Genomic DNA, 20,444 nt, shown 5'->3' on the forward strand with positions numbered 1-20,444 from the left:
CGTTATCCCGATTGAATTGGCCTCAGCAGGTTTCATTTCTGTTGAGGCCTTTTTGTTTTACCCGATCTAAAAAGAACCGCAGATGGCCTTTTTAGTTGGCAGTTTTTTGTCGAATCGCCAAATAATCCAGTAGACATCCCATAATAATGCCAATCAAGCACAGCAAACCGCCAAGGCTCAGCAGCACCTCTTTGAGATAGTAAAAAGCACTGAAGTCTGCCGCGGACCAAAACAGGAGAATCAACCAAGTGCCTAGTAAAACTGCGCCAGCAATAACCAGACGAATGGCGGAGTGATATTGCTGTGAAAAGTGCAGGCGAGGCAGGAAGCTATCGTTTTTCTGGGTGTACTCCAGGGTTTGTCGGCAAATAGCCAACAGGAATAAGCCAGGAAGGGCCATAACAATGGTGAACAGATAAAACAGCGGCCAGTCGTAATGTTCGACGAACCAGCCGGCAACGGGGCCAACATAAACCCGACCAACGGCAGACAGCGCGGATAGCAGGGCGAATTGCGTAGCAGAGAATGACCGGTTACACAGGGTCATCAACAAGGCCACAAAAGCCGCGGTTCCCATCCCGCCACACAGATTTTCGAAGAAAATAGCGCTGCCCATGGTCATGATGTTTTTATCCGTCACCGCCAGTATCCAGTAACCGAAGTTGGATACGGCTTGCAGGATGCCAAATAGCATCAGGGCACGGAATAAGGTTAAACGTTGCATCAGGATGCCGCCAATCAGTACGCCAATGATGGTGGCAAACAGGCCAAGGGTTTTATTCACCAAGCCCACTTCACCGGCATTAAAACCAACGCCGCGAATCAGAAATGTCGTGCTCAGGCTGCCAGCAAAGGCATCACCCATCTTATATAACACGATCAGCAGCAGAATTAGCCATGCGTTATTGCGGCCAAAAAAGTCCTTCAGTGGCTCAACGATGGCCTGTTCAATGGTGCGTGGTGTAGCGATCTCGGATTCAGGTTCTTTTGCCCATAACGTAGCGAAAACACCAATAAACATCAGCAATGACATCAACCAATAGGTTGAACGCCAGCCGATATAATAGTGAGCGATCCACAGAGCTAAACCGCCGGAAACCAGCATCGCCAAGCGATAGCCGAGCACTGAAATCGCCGCTCCGTTTCCCCGTTGTTCGGCGCTGAGGACATCGGTTTTATAGGCATCAAAAACAATATCTTGTGAGGCCGAAAAGAAGGCAATCATGACCGCTAATGCCGCCATCAGCCAAAGGTCATGCTGTGGATTCAAACATCCGATAGCAAAAATCAGAATGATCAGCGATACCTGAGTTAACAGCATCCAGCCACGGCGACGACCAAGAAATGGCAGGCTATAGCGGTCCATCAACGGAGACCAGAGGAACTTGAAAACGTAGGCCTGACCAACCAATGAGAAAAAACCAATGGTGGTCAAATCCAACCCAGCCACGGTCATCCATGCCTGTAAGGTGCCGGATGTTAACGCCAGTGGTAAACCTGAAGCGAAACCAAGCAACAAGAGAACCGCGGTATTGCGCTGAGTAAAAACTTTAAAATAGTGATGAGTCATAAGGTTTGTTAACCCCTACCGTTGAAAGTAGGGGATTGTGTCAGATTACCCACGGGCGTTTTGACGAATGAAGTCACTGATACTGGTATCCTGAGACATTTCATTGATGAGGTCGGTTAACGCATCATTGATTACGTTCTCGATATTCTTATTGGTGGCGCGAAAGGCCCCTTTAGTATTATGAGTAGAGCGGAAATTTTTGGTCTGCTGGGAACCATTTTTGGCCTGGCAGATAATGGAAATATCGGCTTTAGTGGTAATGTTATAGCGCAAGTCGCCTTCTTGAACATCGGCAAACAGGTTATTAATCACCACTTGAACATTCACGCTGCCTTCAGGGCCAACCATATAACCACGGGCACGAATTTGCTTTTCCAGCGCTTCCTGTAACAGGAACCGCATATCGCGCGACGGTGTTAAAGACAGCATCTGACCTTCACGATTTACTTTAGCTAGCGCGCTATCCTGACGTAGATCGGCACTGGTAATGCTGATTGTTGCCCCCATCAGGCTTGGATCTTGCTGGGGTACATTCATGGTCGGATTAATATTTAATGTGGTATTCGGACGGTTTGAACAACCGGCTAAAATAAATAGGGCCAGTAATGGGAAAAGGATGCGTTGGAACATAGTCATTTTTTTCACGGTAAACCTTTTAGATTCAATTGTTATTCCATTTGTACCGCTTTGATGGTTGCATCAGCAGCTGATACCTGAACAATAAGAGCCAACAATGGCTTATTAGTTCAACAGCACGTTTCATTCATTATGGCATGGAAAAATGCGCAAAGAGCAAAACGGGCTATATCATATCATTGCTCCGGTGGTGGGGAAGAGGGAACAGGGTGAATTCAGTCAAGTTAAGCGATTTTTTTCATGCCTGAACCGGTTTGATTGGATTTAAGGGGGAAAATTATCGTCTTAATATTAACTCTGCTGAAAAAAGGCTACTATTGACGCCGACTGAAAAGCGTATGGGATTGAATGAATCATGATGCAACAAACAATTGAGCAAAAATTAGCAGCGCTATCGCCGGTTTATTTAAAGATCATCAACGAAAGCGATCGACATAATGTTCCCGCAGGTTCCGAGAGCCATTTTAAAGTGGTGATTGTGTCCGCTGCGTTTGAGGGTAAACGTCCGGTACTACGTCATCAAATGGTGTATCAGATTTTGGCGCAAGAGCTACAGCAACAGGTTCATGCACTGGCGCTGCATACTCATACGCCAGAAGAGTGGCAAACTCAGCAACATGCCATTCCTGCTTCTCCAGAATGTCGAGGCGGCAGTAAGAACGCATAACAACATGAATTTATGTGAAAATTGGCGTTAAAAATAGGTGGTGATGGTTTTTTTTCCACCTTGTCAGGCCACGTTGGGTCAGGATTTGGGGCATAATTGTGATTTATCTGGCATCTATCCCTTCTCTTTTCTCGACTCATTAACAATGCGCGGCTATAATGCTGCGTCTAATTTTCCGGACTTTATTCGGGATGCTTCTGACAAAAGGGATAGGGTACCGTAAAGCGCGGCCGTCCCGGTCTTAAGAGGCGTTTTCAAAATAGCTCAGTGCATATATTGAAAATAGCTTCTGGAGTTGACCGAGCACTGTGATTTTTTGAGGTAACAAGATGCAAGTTTCAGTTGAAACAACTCAAGGCCTAGGGCGCCGTCTGTCAATCGTTGTCGCAGCAGACATGATTGAAGAAGCAGTAAAAAAAGAGCTGGTTGATATCGCTAAAAAAGTGCGCATTGATGGTTTCCGTAAAGGAAAAGTACCAATGAACATCATCGCTCAGCGTTATGGCGCTTCTGCACGTCAGGATGTGCTGGGTGAGCTGATGCAGCGCAATTTCATTGATGCCATCATCAAAGAAAAAATTAATCCGGCTGGTGCACCAAAATATGTACCGGGCGAATACAAACTGGGTGAAGACTTCAGCTATGCCGTTGAATTTGAAGTGTATCCAGAAGTTGAGCTGAAAGATTTAGACAGTATTGAAGTCGAAAAACCAACAGTTGAATTAGGTGAAGCCGACGTTGAGACTATGCTGGATACTTTACGTAAGCAGCAGGCAACTTGGAAAGAAACCGAAGCCGCAGCGACTGCTGAAGATCGCGTCACCATGGATTTCACCGGTTCAATTGACGGTGAAGTGTTCGAAGGTGGTGAAGCGACTGATTTTGCACTGGCAATGGGTCAAGGCCGTATGATTCCAGGCTTTGAAGAAGGCGTTGTTGGTCACAAAGCAGGTGAAGAGTTCGTTATCGAAGTGACTTTCCCTGAAGATTACCATGCTGAAAACCTGAAAGGTAAAGCGGCTAAGTTTGCTATCGTTCTGAAGAAAGTTGAAGAACGTGAACTGCCTGAATTTACTCCAGAATTCATTTCTCGCTTTGGCGTGAGTGACGGTACGCTGGATGGCTTAAAAGCTGAAGTGCGTAAAAATATGGCGCGTGAGCTGAAAGGCGCAATCCGTAACCGCGTTAAGACTCAGGTTATTGACGGTCTAATCAAAACTAATGAAGTTGATGTTCCTGCTTCACTGGTTGATGGCGAAATCGATGTACTGCGTCAGCAGGCTGCACAGCGTTTTGGTGGAAACCAAGAACAAGCTATGCAATTGCCGCGTGAATTATTCGAAGAGCAAGCTAAACGTCGCGTTATCGTTGGTCTATTATTAGGTGAAGTGATTCGCAAGCATGAGCTGAAAGCCGATCAAACTCGCGTTAACGCTCTGATTGAAGAAATGGCTTCTGCTTACGAAGATCCACAAGAAGTGATCGAGTTCTATAATAAGAACAGCGAACTGATGAACAATATGCGTAACGTTGCTCTGGAAGAAGAAGCAGTAGAGACTCTGCTGGCTAACGCTAAAGTAACTGAAAAAGCAATGTCATTCAGCGAGTTAATGAATCAAACTCCAGCGGCATAATATTGCTTTGAGAGCAGGTAGATAGTTGACTTCGTCACTATTCTTCTGCAAATATGGCTCGGGGGCTCTGTTTCCGGGCCATTTTTCTATCAGGAGATTCTAATGTCCTACAGTGGCAATCTAAATAATATTTCATCAAGTATGGAGCAGAGTATGGCTTTGGTGCCAATGGTCGTTGAACAAACTTCTCGCGGAGAGCGTTCCTATGACATTTTCTCCCGCCTGCTAAAAGAGCGTATTATTTTCCTGAACGGTCAGGTTGAAGATAATATGGCTAACTTGATTGTGGCGCAGTTACTGTTTTTAGAATCAGAAAATCCGGAAAAGGATATTTTCTTATATATCAACTCACCGGGTGGAGTTATCACTTCAGGTATGGCGATATATGACACCATGCAGTTTATTAAACCGGATGTGAGTACCATGTGTTTGGGGCAGGCATGCTCAATGGGTTCTTTCCTGTTGACTGCGGGTGCCAAAGGTAAGCGTCTGTGTTTACCGAATGCGCGCGTTATGATTCACCAACCGCTCGGTGGTTATCAGGGACAGGCTTCAGATATTCAAATTCATGCGGAAGAAATGTTAAAAGTTAAAAACCGTATGAATACGCTAATGGCTCATCATACTGGACAACCGCTTGATAAGATTGAGCAAGACACCGATCGAGACAGATTCCTGTCAGCACAGGAAGCTCTGGAATACGGCTTGGTCGATGAAATTGTCACTACTCGGTTGTAATCATCACCCCTGAACACCATATATAGATTTATCAGGCTATATGAAAAGTTGGGTATACTATAGTGATAATAGGTCGTATACCTCTTGTTGATTCAGGGGAATGACGCAGGATGCACCAAGAAAAGATTAAATTTATGAGGTTGACTGATGACAGATAAGGGCAAAGACGGTTCAGGAAAGCTGCTGTACTGTACCTTCTGTGGTAAAAGCCAGCATGAAGTTCGCAAGTTAATCGCTGGCCCGTCAGTGTATATCTGCGATGAATGTGTTGATTTATGTAACGATATTATTCGTGAAGAGATCAAAGAGCTGATACCGCACAGAGAACGCAATGCGTTACCGACGCCACACGAAATTCGCCAGCATCTGGATGATTATGTAATCGGTCAGGATCAGGCTAAAAAGGTTCTTGCGGTCGCAGTTTATAATCACTACAAGCGTTTGCGTAACGGCGACGGTAACAGCGATATCGAACTGGGCAAAAGTAATATTCTGCTGATCGGACCGACCGGTAGCGGTAAAACCTTGTTGGCAGAGACGCTGGCGCGTTTACTGGATGTGCCTTTCACCATGGCTGATGCGACAACGTTAACTGAAGCTGGTTATGTGGGTGAAGACGTAGAGAATATCATCCAGAAACTGTTGCAAAAATGCGATTATGACGTTGAGAAAGCACAGCGCGGTATCGTCTATATCGATGAAATTGATAAGATCTCCCGTAAGTCTGATAATCCGTCAATTACTCGCGATGTTTCCGGCGAAGGTGTACAACAGGCTCTGCTGAAACTGATCGAGGGCACCGTTGCTGCTGTTCCACCTCAAGGTGGTCGTAAACATCCACAGCAAGAGTTTTTGCAGGTAGATACTTCCAAGATTCTGTTTATCTGTGGTGGTGCATTTGCCGGTTTAGATAAAGTGATTGGTCAACGGGTTGATACAGGTTCTGGCATCGGTTTTGGTGCTAAGGTGAAGAAAGAATCAGATAAAGCTTCAACCGGTGAGCTATTCAGACAGGTTGAACCTGAAGACTTGATTAAGTTTGGTCTGATTCCTGAGTTTATCGGCCGTTTACCCGTGGTTGCTACGCTAGGTGAACTGGATGAAGCGGCACTGATTCAGATTTTAAAAGAGCCGAAAAATGCCTTAACCAAACAGTATCAAGCACTATTCCACATTGAAAATGTGGAGCTGGAATTCCGTGATGAAGCGCTGAACGCGATTGCGAAGAAAGCAATGTCACGTAAAACCGGTGCTCGTGGTCTGCGCTCTATTGTTGAAGCGGCATTGTTGAACACCATGTACGACATTCCTTCGATGGAAAACGTCGAGAAAGTGGTCATAGATGCATCGGTGATTGATAATAATTCAGAACCTTTGCTTATCTATAGCAAACAAGAGGCTCAGGCTTCTGGTGAGTAAATGAGCGTCAGGGGCAATAACAAATTGGTGCAACAATTTTGTTACTTATCTCTGCGTTAAGCGTAAAAAGCAGGAGAATGTTATTCTCCTGCTTTTTTATCTTTACTGACCGTTGAATGTAAATTAATTGTCCCCATATACTCTTGCATGTATTACGTTGATAGCGTATCCCCATTTTCGTTAACATTTTTGGGTTGGCGGAAAACGAACAAAGAGAGAGCTCTATGAATACTGAGCGTTCCGAACGCATTGAAATCCCCGTACTGCCACTGAGAGATGTTGTGGTTTATCCGCACATGGTAATTCCACTATTTGTCGGCAGGGAAAAGTCTATTCGCTGTCTTGAATCGGCAATGGAGCAGGATAAAAAGGTCCTGATGGTTGCGCAGAAAGATGCCACGATGGACGATCCTGGCGTTAACGATTTGTTCTCTGTGGGAACCGTTGCCTCTATTTTGCAAATGCTGAAGCTACCTGATGGTACGGTAAAAGTATTGGTAGAAGGCTTGCAGCGCGCGCGTATTACCACATTGACTGATAACGGCGAACATTTTGCTGCTCAGGCTGAATATATGCCGAGTACCAGCATTGATGAGCAAGAGCAGGAAGTGCTGATCAGAACGGCGGTGAATCAGTTCGATGGCTACATTAAATTAAATAAAAAGATACCACCGGAAGTTCTGACCTCTCTTAACGGTATTGAAGATCCGGCTCGTCTGGCGGATACCATCGCTGCTCATATGTCGCTGAAACTCAGTGACAAACAAACCGTATTAGAAATGATCGACGTGGGAGAGCGTCTGGAATTTCTGATGGCGATGATGGAATCTGAAATCGACCTGTTACAGGTTGAAAAGCGCATTCGTAACCGCGTTAAAAAGCAGATGGAGAAAAGCCAGCGTGAGTACTATCTGAATGAGCAGATGAAGGCCATTCAGAAAGAGCTGGGTGAAATGGATGATGCGCCGGATGAAATTGAAACGCTGAAGCGTAAAATTGAAGCGGCCAAAATGCCGAAAGACGCTCGGGAAAAAACCGAAGCGGAACTGCAAAAGCTGAAAATGATGTCACCAATGTCTGCCGAAGCCACTGTGGTGCGCGGCTACATTGACTGGATGATTCAGGTGCCGTGGAATGCCCGCAGCAAAGTGAAAAAAGACCTGAATAAAGCTCAGGAGATTTTGGATACTGACCATTATGGTTTGGATCGGGTTAAAGATCGCATTCTTGAGTACCTTGCGGTTCAGAGCCGAGTCAGCAAAATCAAAGGGCCTATCTTGTGTTTGGTAGGGCCTCCAGGCGTAGGTAAAACGTCATTAGGGCAATCTATTGCTAATGCGACCGGACGTAAGTATGTCCGTATGGCATTAGGCGGAGTGCGTGATGAAGCGGAAATTCGTGGGCATCGTCGTACCTATATTGGCTCTATGCCGGGTAAACTGATTCAGAAAATGGCCAAGGTCGGGGTAAAAAACCCGTTATTCCTATTGGATGAGATTGATAAAATGTCTTCCGATATGCGTGGCGATCCGGCTTCCGCTTTACTGGAGGTGCTGGATCCTGAGCAGAACGTCGCTTTTAACGATCACTATCTGGAAGTAGATTACGATCTGTCTGATGTGATGTTTGTGGCTACATCTAACTCGATGAATATCCCTGCGCCGTTGTTAGACCGTATGGAAGTGATTCGTCTGTCGGGCTATACCGAAGATGAAAAGCTCAATATTGCCAAACAACATTTGTTGCCAAAACAAATTGAGCGTAATGCGTTGAAAAAAGGCGAGTTAACCATGGACGATTCCGCCATTGTTTCCATGATTCGCTATTATACGCGTGAAGCTGGGGTACGTAGTTTAGAGCGTGAAATTTCCAAAGTTTGTCGTAAGGCAGTAAAAACCCTGTTGATGAACAAGGACACCAAACACATTACGGTTAATGCCGATAATCTGAAAGAGTTTCTGGGTGTTCAACGCTTTGACTATGGTCGGGCCGATAATGAAAACCGCGTAGGTCAAGTAACGGGTCTGGCATGGACTGAAGTTGGTGGTGATTTGCTGACTATTGAAACGGCCTGTGTGCCGGGTAAAGGTAAATTGACCTATACCGGTTCGTTAGGCGAAGTGATGCAGGAATCTATTCAGGCCGCTTTAACTGTGGTTCGTGCGCGTGCTGAGAAGCTGGGAATTAACGGCGATTTCTACGAGAAACGTGATATCCACGTTCACGTACCTGAAGGTGCTACGCCGAAAGATGGCCCAAGCGCGGGTACTGCCATGTGTACTGCACTGGTTTCTTGTTTGACTGGCAATCCGGTTCGTGCCGATGTTGCCATGACAGGAGAAATTACGCTGCGTGGTCAGGTATTACCTATTGGTGGCCTGAAAGAGAAATTGTTGGCTGCTCATCGCGGTGGAATTAAAACGGTGCTGATCCCGGCGGAAAATAAACGTGATTTGGAAGATATTCCGGATAACGTTATTGCTGATTTGGATATCCATCCAGTGGAAAGCATTGAGCAGGTTCTGGCGCTTGCGCTACAAAATCCTGCTTTTGGAGCCCAACCTGTGGCACCAAAAAAGTCAAAAAAGTGATGCAGAGCAAATTTTGTTGATAAAATCAGGGCTGGCAAGGGATTTCTCTCTTGCCAGTTTTTTTGAGTATCGTTAAATTAATGCATTGAGCTTACTTGCTATCGCTTGTCTGGCTTGATATAAAAGCAGTGGTGTCGTATCCCTATCGATGATCAGGGACGACAATTTATCGTTAAGGGGATTTTATAGTGAATAAATCACAATTGATCGACCGAATTGCTGCGGGAGCAGATATTTCCAAGGCTGCAGCTGGCCGTTCATTAGATGCCATCATTGATGCAGTAACTGACGCTTTGAAAGAAGGCGATCAGGTTTCTCTGGTTGGTTTTGGTTCATTTGTTGTTCGTGAGCGTGCTGCCCGTACTGGCCGTAACCCACAAACTGGCAAAGAAATCAAAATTGCAGCAGCGAAAGTTCCAGCATTCCGCGCTGGTAAAGCACTGAAAGACGCTGTTAACTAAGATTTTAGCGGTTTTTGCTCAGTTAGGTATTACCTTCGGGCAATGAACTGATAGAATAGAGGCGCATCATGATGGTGCGCTTTTTTTATGCCTTTTAAAGGTGGACGTAAACCGGTTGGTCAGTCGTTAATGAACGGCTAATCTGCTCGTTTCATGATTTAGCCTATTACAGCGGAGAGTTGTCACCCTATGATGGACAATCTACGCGCGGCCTCGAATAGTGTCGTGCTTAAAGTTATCCTTGCTTTGATTATATTGTCGTTTGTTTTAACCGGTGTAGGTAGCTACCTGGGCAGCGGCTCTAATTCATCTGTTGCTGAAGTGAACGGGCAAGAAATCGACCGCGCTAAGTTTGAGAATGCTGTTATCGATGAGCGAAACCGTTTACAACAGCAGCTTGGCGAGCAATTTTCTCAGCTGGCCGGCAATGAAAGCTACGTAAAGCAAATGCGTCAACAGGTTCTTAACCGTATGATCAATGACACGCTGCTCGACCAGTATGCGGCTAAGATCGGTTTAGCGATTGGTGACGATCAAGTTAAGTTAAATATTCAAAATTCAGAAGAGTTTGCCACCAATGGTAAATTTGATAACGGCAAATACCGCGATTTATTAAATCGTTTTCGGATAGCGCCTGAGCAGTATGCTGAGATGGTGCGTAAACAGCTGTTAACACAACAACTGCTGGCGGCATTTGCCGGAAGCAACTTTGCGCTGCCTACAGAGGCTCAATCGGTTATTGCCCTGATTCATCAACAGCGTGATGTGCGTTTAGCCAACATTGATATGAAAGCGCTGGCAGATAAAAAAGAGGCGATGCCTTCAGAGCAGCAGGTGAAAGAGTTTTACGAGCAGAATAAAAATCGTTTTACTGCCCCTGAAAGCGTGAAGGTTAGCTATATTGAGGTTGATGCTGCATCGCTGGCTGATGGTTTGAAAGTGAGCGATCAGGAAATAGCGGATTTCTACCAAAAAAATAAACCGATGTATGTTCAGAAAGCGCGGACTAGCTACAGCATTATTGTGCTGGCAAAAGAAAGCGAAGCAAAAGACGCACTGGAACAGCTGAAGAATGGTACTGATTTTGTGACGCTAGCCAAAGAAAAATCCATCGAGAAAGACTCCGCTGCTAAAGGTGGTGATATCGGTTGGTTAGAGGCCACTGCGGTTCCTGATGAAATTGCTAATGCCAAGTTGACGGAAAAAGGTCAGCTTTCTGGCGTTATTCATTCAGATATGGGTTATTTGATTGTGCGTTTGAACGATACTCAGGCGGCAAAAGAAAAACTGCTGGATGAAGTGAAAAATGAAATCGCGCAGAATCTATTACAGGATAAATCCTATCAAAAATACGAAGACCTGCAGACTAAGCTTATTGATGGTGCGGGTAGTAATAATCTGTCACTGGCAGATGCTGAAAAGCAATCTGGTTTGAAAGCATTAGAAAGTGATTGGTTCACTCGCGACAATATGCCAAAAGCGCTTTCTTATCCGGAAGTTGCTCAGGCCGTTTTTGGTGGTGAACTGTTTGGAGTTAAAGGGGCACCAGGCTCTAACTCTGAGCTGATTACCGTGGAAGGCGATCGTGCATTTGTTCTGCGTATTGCCGATCATCGTCCGGAAGCGATCAAATCGTTTGAACAGGTTTCTGGGGATATCACTGCATTGTTGAAGCGTCAGAACGTGATGAAGATGGCGCAAGCACAAGCAGACCAACTTTTGGTTGAACTGAAAGCTGGTAAAGGGGATGAAGCCCTGAAGGCAGCAAACGTTAAGTTCGGTGATAAGCAAGTGATCACCCGTTTATCGGAAGATACCCAATTGGCCGACAGCGTATTTGCTTTAGCGTTGCCAAAAGAAGGGCAGCCGGTTTATGGCGTTTCTACCGATAAGAACGATGCTGTGGTTTTGGTTGCTCTGGATGCGGTACATCCGGGTAAATTGGATGCAGACCAGACCAAGGCTTTCAATGCCTCACTGGTACAACAGGATAGCGGTGTGATTCTGGATGCGCTGGTCGGTAATTTGCGTGAGCAAGCGAAAATCAAGATTGGCGAACTGGCACAGTAATAGGAATAAATGCGGTAACTACCGCATTTATATGTAACCGTTCCTTATAGTCAAAGGCCGCTTTAGCGGCCTTTTGCATATCTGTAATCTACCGATTGTCTGTTTTTACCGATATTGACAATGTAATGCGACTGCCAGATGACGCAGTGAATTTATATAAGGATATCCGTATGAAAAAATCAGTTATGAAATTACACCATATGTTGTTTATCAGCGCATTATTATTGCCAGCAGTAAGCAATGCTGCACCGGAGCAAGGTTCGGTTCAGGAAACGGCACCTGTTGCCAGTATTCAATCCTCCAGTACAGCGAAAGAGGTGTTAGAACCTCAGGTTAGCCTTAATCAGGCCACCGCTGAACAGCTTGCTGAGGTGATGCTCGGTATTGGGATTAAGAAAGCTCAAAATATTGTTAACTACCGTGAGCAGAATGGCCCGTTTGCCAGTCTGGAGCAGTTACAAGAGGTGCCGGGGATTGGTATAGCGACCGTAGAGCGTAATTTATCCCGCCTTAAGCTTTGAGATAGCATAACACTGATAATGAAAGCGTCAGGTTTAGCCATCTATAATCAAGGGAGATAAACGTATCTATTTACCGCCCCGTTAAGTAACGGGGCTCGCTGTTGCATCATTGGATATTAGTTGAGTTTCAGCTTAATTTTTAACTGTTGCAGGGTTTGCTGTTTATTTGCCAGATAAGTTTTCAGACCATTGGCTCTTAAATGGCAGGAAGGGCATTCACCACAGCCATCACCTTGAATACCGTTATAGCAGGTCAAGGTTTGATTGCGGATCAAATCCAGCTTGCCATAGTAGTCAGCTAACGCCCAGGTTTCGGCCTTGTCCAGCCACATCAGCGGCGTATCAAAACGGACCGGGTAATCCATACCTAAAGCAACAGCGTGGTTAAGCGCTTTAACGAACTCGTCTCGGCAATCAGGATAGCCGGAGAAATCGGTCTCACACACGCCAGTGATCACTGCTTCTGCTTTAATTTGATAGGCATAGATGGCTGCCAGCGTTAGGAACAGAATATTTCTACCAGGAACAAAGGTATTTGGAATGCCATCATCTGAGCTTTTCGGAACGGGAATATTATCCCGCGTCAGGCTGCTAATGGCTAATTCATTTAATAAACCCACATCCATCACTTTATGGGCGGCAACGTTAAGCTGTTTGGTTAAATTTCTGGCGACCTCTATCTCAGCCAGATGACGTTGACCGTAATCAAACGTGACACAATGCACTTCATCATATTGTGTTAACGCTTGAATCAGACAGGTTGTTGAGTCCTGACCGCCACTGAAAACCACAACTGCACGTTTCATATAAACTCCATATCCTTGCAACCAAAATAGCAGTAATACTTAATCGTTCGGCTAAGACATTCATAACCACTTACTTCTCACCATGATAAATCAGGGAATGCGTGTACAACCGATGGTTTCTTGATTACATTGTGTGAGTTAGCGGCTGTTAATAGGGTAATAGGCAAACTTTAGTACCGATAAACCCGTTTATCATAGTGACTGGCGGTCATTGATGCCATGTTTTATTATCAATGGTTCCAACGCAATGGATTATTTAAGCCGATGCAGAATTAAAAAGAGAACAATCACGTGAAAATTTTGGCTGATGAAAATATGCCTTATGCCCCGGCGCTGTTTGGGCAATTGGGCGATGTACGTTTGGTGGCTGGTCGTCAGCTAAATAGTGAATCACTGGTGGATGCTGATGCCTTGATGGTGCGTTCAGTCACTAAAGTCAATCAGGCGCTGCTTAGTGGCTCTCAGGTGCGTTTTGTTGGCTCAGCTACGGCAGGCACCGATCATGTTGATGAGGTTTGGTTAAAGCAGAACGGCATCGGATTTTCTGCCGCGCCGGGCTGTAATGCCATTGCGGTGGTGGAATACGTATTTTCTTCCCTGCTAATGCTGGCGGAACGGGATAGCTTCCGGCTTGCAGATAAAACTATCGGGATTATCGGGGTTGGCAATGTTGGTTCTCGATTGAATCATCGCCTGAAGGCGCTGGGTATTAAAACGCTATTGTGCGATCCCCCTCGCGCCAGAACCGATAACAGCGAAACATTTTGGCCGCTGGAAAAGCTGGTCAAAGAAGCGGATATATTAACCTTTCATACGCCGCTGTATAAAGATGGGATTGATAAAACCTTCCATATGGTTGATGAGGCGGTCTTGGCGGCACTGCCACCGGGGCGTATTTTGATCAATGCCTGTCGTGGTGCGGTTGTTGATAATATTGCTTTGATGAGAGCCTTAGAAAAAGGCAAGCGCCTCAGCACCATACTCGATGTATGGGAACCCGAACCCGATTTATTACTGCCCCTGCTGAAGATGGTGGATATTGGGACGCCACATATTGCTGGTTATACCCTGGAAGGCAAAGCGCGTGGCACTACTCAGATTTATCAGGCGTTCAGTGAGTTTCTCGGCCAACCCAAAAGCGTCGACCTAACCGGCTTATTACCTCAGGCCGAGTTCAATCATATAACCTTTAATGGTGAATTGGATGAACACAGGCTAAAACGATTAATCCATCTGGTGTATGATGTGCGTCGTGATGACGCCCCGTTAAGACGGGTTGCCGGTCAACGTGGTGAATTTGACCGTTTACGTAAAGAGTATGTTGAGCGCAGAGAGTGGTCCTCGCTAACCGTAGCGTGTGATAATGCAGACAGCGCTGCACTGCTACAGCAACTGGGTTTCAGCGCCAGGCTGGCCTAATACCAGACTCAGACGATCAAATAGCGTTTAAACATTTTTTCTCTGAATAACAGAGAGAGTTTGTTGGGAAACGCATAATGCAATTATTTCGGAGAATTCAGCATGACTGATGGTTGGCAAATTGCCGTGCTCGGTGCTACTGGCGCTGTGGGAGAGGCTCTGATTGAGCTATTACAAGAGCGTAATTTCCCGGTAGGAGAGCTTTATCTGTTAGCCAGTGAGCGTACTGCTGGTGAAACAGTTCGTTTTAATGGCAAAAGTATTATTGTACAGAATGCGGCTGAATTCGATTGGTCACAGGCTCAACTGGCATTTTTTGTGGGCGGCGCAGAAGCTGCAGCTCGCTATGCTGAAGAAGCGGCTAATAGCGGTTGTTTAGTGATTGATAACAGTGGATTATTTGCTCTGGAGCATGATGTGCCATTAGTGGTGCCGGGCGTGAACAATCATGCACTGGCAGAGTATCGTAATCGCAATATTATTGCAGTAGCGGATAGCTTAACCAGCCAACTGTTAACCGCGATTAAACCATTGTCCGAAGCGGCTGGTTTGTCACGTATTCAAGTTATCGCCATGTTGTCTGCTTCGGCTCATGGTAAAGCGGCGGTTGACGATCTGGCGGGACAAAGTGCGCGTTTACTGAACGGTTTACCGGTAGAAGAGGGATTTTTCCGTAAACAATTGGCGTTTAACCTATTACCGCTGTTGCCAGATTCAGAAGGCAGTGTGCGAGAAGAGCGCCGCATCGTGGATGAAACTCGTAAAGTATTACAGGATGACGGTCTGGCTATCTCTGTGTCCTGCATCCAGTCTCCGGTGTTCTACGGTAATGCGCAGGTGGTACATATGGAAGGTCTGCGTCCATTGTCCGCCGAAGAGGCGATGGGTGAACTGCTGAATGCCGATGATTTGCAAATCAGTGAAGCGGATGATTATCCTACCCAAGTAGGGGATGCGACCGGTAATCCACACTTGAGTATTGGCTGCTTACGCAATGACTATGGCATTCCTGAACAATTACAGTTCTGGTCTGTGGCGGATAATGTGCGTTTTGGTGGTGCTCTAATGGCGGTTAAAACAGCAGAAAGCCTGATTCAGGAGTACATGTACTAATGTCTGCCGTAGGCAAAACGAAGATTGCGCTCGGCATTGAATATGATGGCAGTGGTTATTACGGCTGGCAGCGTCAGCAAGAAGTCGCCAGTGTTCAGGGGCATTTGGAAAAAGCCTTAACGACGGTGGCTAATCAGCCCGTTAGCGTCTTTTGTGCCGGCAGGACGGATGCAGGTGTGCATGCGACCGGGCAAGTGGTGCATTTTGAAACCGATGTCATCAGAAAAGATGTCGCTTGGACGATGGGGGTAAATGCTAACTTACCCTCTAATATTGCGGTACGATGGATGAAAAGCGTTAATGAGGATTTTCATGCACGCTTCAGTGCAACGGCACGCCGTTACCGCTATATTATTTATAACCATCGTTTACGCCCAGCTATACTGAGTCACGGGGTAACGCATTTTCATTTACCGCTGGATGAGTCGCGTATGCACCGTGCCGGGCAATGTTTATTGGGTGAAAATGATTTTACTTCGTTTCGGGCTGTTCAATGTCAGTCGCGTACGCCATGGCGTAATGTAAAACATTTAAAGGTGACACGACAGGGTGCCTATGTCGTGGTAGATATTAAGGCTAATGCCTTTGTTCATCATATGGTTAGAAATATTGTTGGTAGTTTGCTGGAAATAGGTTGTGGCAACCAAAGTGAAGAATGGATGGCTGAGCTTTTGGCCGAAAAAGATCGCACTTTAGCTGCAGCAACGGCGAAAGCGGAAGGATTGTATTTGGTTGCGGTAGATTATCCGGATACCTTTCAATTACCTAAATCGCCTTTAGGGCCGCTTTTTTTAAACGATAATTTTTGTGGATGATTAACACCCTTTATGGAATATATTACTTACTTGATTGATTTTATTCTTCATATTGATGTGCATCTGGCTCAGATATTTGAAAATTACGGCCCATGGGTTTATGGCATTCTGTTTTTGATTTTATTTTGTGAAACCGGTTTAGTGGTTACGCCATTTTTACCCGGAGATTCATTGCTGTTTGTCGCAGGTGCATTATCCGCTTTACCGGGCAATGATATTAATGTGCATTTAATGGTAGGATTGATGATTGCTGCAGCTATTTTAGGTGATGCGGTAAACTACACCATCGGTAAATTATTTGGCGCCCAACTGTTTAAAAATCCGGACTCCAAAATATTTCGCCGCAGCTATTTGGTTAAAACCCACGAATTTTATGAGCGCCACGGTGGAAAAACCATCATTCTGGCGCGATTTGTACCGATTATCCGCACTTTTGCCCCTTTTGTTGCGGGTATGGGTGAGATGAGCTATCGTCGTTTCGCCGCATATAATATTATCGGTGGGGTGGTTTGGGTTGTGCTATTCACCTATGCAGGATATATTTTCGGGGATTTGCAAATTGTGCAGCAAAATTTAAAATTATTGATTGTTGCCATCATTATTATTTCCGTTATGCCTGGGGTAATTGAAGTTTTACGCCATCGGCGAGCTGCAGCAAAAAATAAAAAAATACAATAATTCAATCGATTATATTTTTTGCCAGAGAGAATAAAGGGGCCCTGACAAGTTTTAGTCCAATCTGTCAGGGTGATATGGTTTAATGGGCGGCGTATTTTGTGTCTGACATTGACAGTCATTATCACGGGAAGATATCCGTCTGAATAGCTGACCAACGCTATGCTTGGTTTAAACAGAAAGGTCATCAATGAGCTGGATTGAACGAATTTTAAGTAAAAGTAGCGCTCCAACGCGTAAAGCTAATATCCCTGAAGGGGTTTGGACCAAATGCGACAGCTGCGGACAAGTGCTTTATCGCGCTGAGTTGGATCGTAATTTAGACGTTTGCCCTAAATGCGATCATCACATGCGTATGGGTGCCCGCGTGCGCCTGCACAGTTTCCTGGACAAGGGGAGTGAAGTCGAGCTGGGTAGTGAGCTTGAACCGAAAGATCTGCTAAAGTTCAGAGATTCTAAAAAATACAAAGACCGTTTATCGGCTGCACAAAAAGAAACCAATGAAAAAGACGCCTTAGTCGTCATGAAGGGAACGCTGTACGGTATGCCAGTGGTTGTGGCATCGTTTGAGTTCTCATTTATGGGCGGTTCAATGGCATCCGTGGTTGGCGCTCGATTTGTTCGCGGCGTTGAGCAGGCATTAGAAGATAATTGTCCACTGGTTTGTTTTTCTGCCAGCGGCGGTGCCCGTATGCAAGAAGCGCTGTTTTCTTTGATGCAAATGGCGAAAACCAGTGCTGCACTGGCTAAAATGCAAGAACGCGGACTGCCTTACATCTCCGTGTTGACCGACCCAACGATGGGCGGCGTGTCAGCCAGTTTAGCGATGTTAGGTGATGTTAATGTGGCTGAACCTAAAGCATTAATTGGTTTTGCTGGTCCACGGGTTATTGAGCAGACCGTGCGTGAAAAGTTACCGCCGGGCTTCCAACGTAGTGAATTCCTGATTGAGAAAGGGGCGATTGATATGATTGTACGTCGTCCTGAAATGCGCCTACGTTTGGCGAGTCTGTTAGCCAAAATGACTAATCAGCCTCTGCCTGATGAAGGTGTTAATGAAGCCGAGGCTTCAGTATCTGTATCAGATACTGAAAAGTAAGCCGTATTGGTTACTTCATTAATTATAAACGAACAACCCGGCCATGATTATCTGGTCGGGTTGCACAAGAGTGAAACCGTAGCTAAGTGAACGGGAATCATGAAAGATCTAGATATACCTCAAGCCACGTCGCCTCTTGCCTCGTGGCTTTATTATCTTGAGCATCTGCATAATCAGGCTATCGAACTAGGCCTGGAACGTGTTCGTTCTGTTGCAGAGCGCCTCGACCTGCTTAAACCCGCGCCTTATGTCTTCACCGTTGCCGGTACTAATGGCAAGGGTACCACTTGCCGCACTCTGGAAACGATTCTTATGGCAGCAGGGTTTCGCGTGGGTGTTTACAGTTCCCCGCACCTGATTCGCTATACTGAAAGAGCAAGAATACAGGGGCAAGAACTACCTGAGAGTGCGCATACCCAAGCCTTTGCTTTGATTGAGCAGGGAAGAGGGGAGACGTCTTTAACCTATTTTGAATTTAGTACTCTGTCTGCCCTTCAACTGTTTAAACAATCCAATTTGGATGTGGTGATTTTAGAGGTTGGCTTAGGTGGGCGTCTGGATGCCACCAACATTGTGGATTCAGATGTGGCTGTAGTGACCAGTATTGCGCTGGATCATACCGACTGGTTAGGCTTCGACCGTGAGAGTATTGGCCGTGAGAAGGCTGGCGTTTTCCGTGCAGATAAACCTGCGGTAGTGGGTGAACCTGATATGCCGCAAAGCATTGCTGATGTTGCTGCTGAACTTGGTTCTCCGCTGTATCGTCGTGGATATGACTGGTGCTTTGAACTGGAAGCGTCGGGCGAGAGCTGGTGCTGGCAGGCTGCTGAGGAAAAACTTGCAGGCTTACCGATACCAAACGTTCCTCTGCCTAATGCGGCGACAGCGCTATCAGCATTGCATTATTCATCTTTGAAAGTGAGTCATGAGGCCATCCGTCAAGGGTTGATGCAGGCTGCCTTACCGGGACGTTTTCAGGTTATTGGACAATCACCGTTGAGGATATTAGACGTTGCCCATAATCCTCATGCCGCTGGCTATTTAGCCCAGCGTCTTGCGGCACTGCCGCATCGTGATGGAAAAGTCTATGCTGTAGTGGGAATGTTGTCAGATAAAGATATAGAAGGCACGCTGGCGTTGCTTAAGCCACAGGTAGATATCTGGTACTGCGCGCCTCTAGAAGGACCTCGTGGCGCTAACGCAGAGCAACTGGCTCAATATTTACCGCAATCAAGCGTGTTTACTGATGTTAAACAGGCCTGGCAACAGGCGCTACAGGATGCCGGTAGTCAGGACATGATTATCGTCTGTGGTTCTTTCCATACCGTTGCACATGTGATGGAAATACTGGCGTCAAGTACAGGAGAACAGGATGGCTAGTCAATTTCAAAACCGATTGGTAGGGGCCGTCATTATTGTTGCTATTGGTGTCATCGTACTTCCCAGTTTGTTTGATGGTAAGAAGAAACACTATGAAGAAGAGTTTGCGGCAATACCGTTGGTACCAAAAGAAGGTGACGATCGGAATACCGAAATTTTACCTTCGGTAAACCATAATTTGCCGCCGGTTAATCCTGGTGCAACGGCGACAGTGGGCAACGGTCAAGTCGTTGATAATGCGAACACCGGGATAGCCCCACCGCCGCTGGCTTCGACTACCGCTGGTAATACAGCGGTAAATGCTCAGCCGGAAACGCTACCCCAGGTCACTCAAACTAAGCCCCCAGAGAGTAAACCTGAACCCAAACCTGTTGTACCGAAGCCAACTGAGCAAAAGCCCGTTGCCAATAATAAACCGGTAGAGTCGGAAAAACCGAAAGAGAAACCTCCGGTAGGTCAGGCCTATATTGTTCAGCTTGGTGCCCTAAAGAATGCGGACAAAGTTAATGAGTTGGTCGCAACGCTTCGTTTGTCAGGCCATCGGGTTTATACGATCCCAGCAACGCCGGTGCAGGGGAAAATTACCCGGTTGGTAGTAGGTCCGGATCCATCAAAGCAAAAGCTTGAGGCTGCATTGCCTGAACTTAAACGCTTGACGGGTTTGAGTGGACAGGTTAAAGCATATAGTGCCGTACGATAACGTTTGCGTAATGATAAAATCGATACGCAAACGTTTTCTTTTTCTGTTAGAATGCGCTGAAAATCAGATGGCGTAGTTTTTATATAGGCTGATTTTATGAAGTTTCACAATATAAATGCATGGATGTACG

Annotated in this window: 18 protein-coding genes; 15 read left to right on the top strand and 3 right to left on the bottom strand. The window is 45.9% G+C overall.

Translation table 11 applies throughout. The annotated features are described in order from the left end of the window. Positions 1-91: 91 nt before the first annotated feature. Complete coding sequence (gene ampG, locus BMZ28_RS09230; RefSeq protein WP_074822621.1) at positions 92-1,570, bottom strand: muropeptide MFS transporter AmpG; 1,479 nt, start codon at positions 1,568-1,570, stop codon at positions 92-94. 45 nt (positions 1,571-1,615) lie between these two features. Beyond that, a complete protein-coding gene (locus BMZ28_RS09235) occupies positions 1,616-2,200 on the bottom strand; it encodes a YajG family lipoprotein (protein ID WP_047782697.1) in 585 nt (194 codons plus the stop codon). 361 nt (positions 2,201-2,561) lie between these two features. Between BMZ28_RS09235 and bolA the strand changes: the two genes are divergently transcribed. From bolA to BMZ28_RS09275, 8 genes are all read left to right on the top strand, one after another. Continuing rightward, positions 2,562-2,873: a transcriptional regulator BolA gene (gene bolA, locus BMZ28_RS09240; RefSeq protein WP_175474939.1), complete on the top strand. Its 312-nt coding sequence runs from the start codon at positions 2,562-2,564 to the stop codon at positions 2,871-2,873. Positions 2,874-3,202: 329 nt separating this feature from the next. Continuing rightward, complete coding sequence (gene tig, locus BMZ28_RS09245; protein ID WP_047781499.1) at positions 3,203-4,507, top strand: trigger factor; 1,305 nt, start codon at positions 3,203-3,205, stop codon at positions 4,505-4,507. 102 nt (positions 4,508-4,609) lie between these two features. Next, a complete protein-coding gene (gene clpP / locus BMZ28_RS09250; protein ID WP_047781498.1) occupies positions 4,610-5,245 on the top strand; it encodes an ATP-dependent Clp endopeptidase proteolytic subunit ClpP in 636 nt (211 codons plus the stop codon). 147 nt (positions 5,246-5,392) lie between these two features. Continuing rightward, on the top strand, positions 5,393-6,664 hold the full coding sequence (clpX, locus tag BMZ28_RS09255) for an ATP-dependent protease ATP-binding subunit ClpX (protein WP_047781497.1): 1,272 nt from the start codon (positions 5,393-5,395) through the stop codon (positions 6,662-6,664). A gap of 224 nt (positions 6,665-6,888) precedes the next feature. After that, positions 6,889-9,255: an endopeptidase La gene (lon, locus tag BMZ28_RS09260; RefSeq protein ID WP_047781496.1), complete on the top strand. Its 2,367-nt coding sequence runs from the start codon at positions 6,889-6,891 to the stop codon at positions 9,253-9,255. Positions 9,256-9,443: 188 nt separating this feature from the next. After that, positions 9,444-9,716, top strand: a complete 273-nt coding sequence (gene hupB / locus BMZ28_RS09265) for a nucleoid-associated protein HU-beta (protein ID WP_047781495.1) — start codon at positions 9,444-9,446, stop codon at positions 9,714-9,716. Positions 9,717-9,905: 189 nt separating this feature from the next. Further along, a complete protein-coding gene (gene ppiD, locus BMZ28_RS09270) occupies positions 9,906-11,786 on the top strand; it encodes a peptidylprolyl isomerase (protein WP_074822626.1) in 1,881 nt (626 codons plus the stop codon). Positions 11,787-11,956: 170 nt separating this feature from the next. Next, on the top strand, positions 11,957-12,307 hold the full coding sequence (locus BMZ28_RS09275; RefSeq protein ID WP_047781493.1) for a ComEA family DNA-binding protein: 351 nt from the start codon (positions 11,957-11,959) through the stop codon (positions 12,305-12,307). Between the two features lie 116 nt (positions 12,308-12,423). Here BMZ28_RS09275 and queC read toward each other — a convergent pair whose 3' ends face one another. Beyond that, a complete protein-coding gene (gene queC, locus BMZ28_RS09280) occupies positions 12,424-13,113 on the bottom strand; it encodes a 7-cyano-7-deazaguanine synthase QueC (RefSeq protein WP_047781492.1) in 690 nt (229 codons plus the stop codon). A gap of 291 nt (positions 13,114-13,404) precedes the next feature. On the opposite strand from queC, the gene pdxB reads away from it, so the two are divergent. The 7 genes from pdxB (at position 13,405) to dedD (ending at position 20,314) form a co-directional block, all read left to right on the top strand. Continuing rightward, positions 13,405-14,532: a 4-phosphoerythronate dehydrogenase PdxB gene (gene pdxB / locus BMZ28_RS09285; protein WP_074822628.1), complete on the top strand. Its 1,128-nt coding sequence runs from the start codon at positions 13,405-13,407 to the stop codon at positions 14,530-14,532. Between the two features lie 102 nt (positions 14,533-14,634). Continuing rightward, positions 14,635-15,645 (top strand): aspartate-semialdehyde dehydrogenase, encoded by a 1,011-nt coding sequence (locus tag BMZ28_RS09290; protein WP_047781490.1) that lies wholly within the window; start codon positions 14,635-14,637, stop codon positions 15,643-15,645. After that, on the top strand, positions 15,645-16,460 hold the full coding sequence (gene truA, locus BMZ28_RS09295) for a tRNA pseudouridine(38-40) synthase TruA (RefSeq protein WP_047781489.1): 816 nt from the start codon (positions 15,645-15,647) through the stop codon (positions 16,458-16,460). Before BMZ28_RS09290 ends, truA begins: the two co-directional genes overlap by 1 nt. A 12-nt stretch (positions 16,461-16,472) precedes the next feature. Next, entirely contained in the window at positions 16,473-17,138 is a 666-nt protein-coding gene (locus tag BMZ28_RS09300) for a DedA family protein (protein ID WP_047781488.1), read from the top strand. Positions 17,139-17,325: 187 nt separating this feature from the next. Next, entirely contained in the window at positions 17,326-18,234 is a 909-nt protein-coding gene (gene accD / locus BMZ28_RS09305) for an acetyl-CoA carboxylase, carboxyltransferase subunit beta (RefSeq protein ID WP_047781487.1), read from the top strand. A 99-nt stretch (positions 18,235-18,333) separates the two neighbouring features. Continuing rightward, positions 18,334-19,614, top strand: coding sequence for a bifunctional tetrahydrofolate synthase/dihydrofolate synthase (folC, locus tag BMZ28_RS09310; RefSeq protein ID WP_074822630.1), 1,281 nt, complete (start codon positions 18,334-18,336; stop codon positions 19,612-19,614). Continuing rightward, positions 19,607-20,314, top strand: coding sequence for a cell division protein DedD (dedD, locus tag BMZ28_RS09315; protein ID WP_074822635.1), 708 nt, complete (start codon positions 19,607-19,609; stop codon positions 20,312-20,314). The genes folC and dedD overlap by 8 nt, the downstream gene beginning before the upstream one ends. Positions 20,315-20,444 lie beyond the last annotated feature (130 nt).

The organism is Pragia fontium DSM 5563 = ATCC 49100 (assembly GCF_900112475.1).
Classification (GTDB): Bacteria; Pseudomonadota; Gammaproteobacteria; order Enterobacterales; family Enterobacteriaceae; genus Pragia; species Pragia fontium.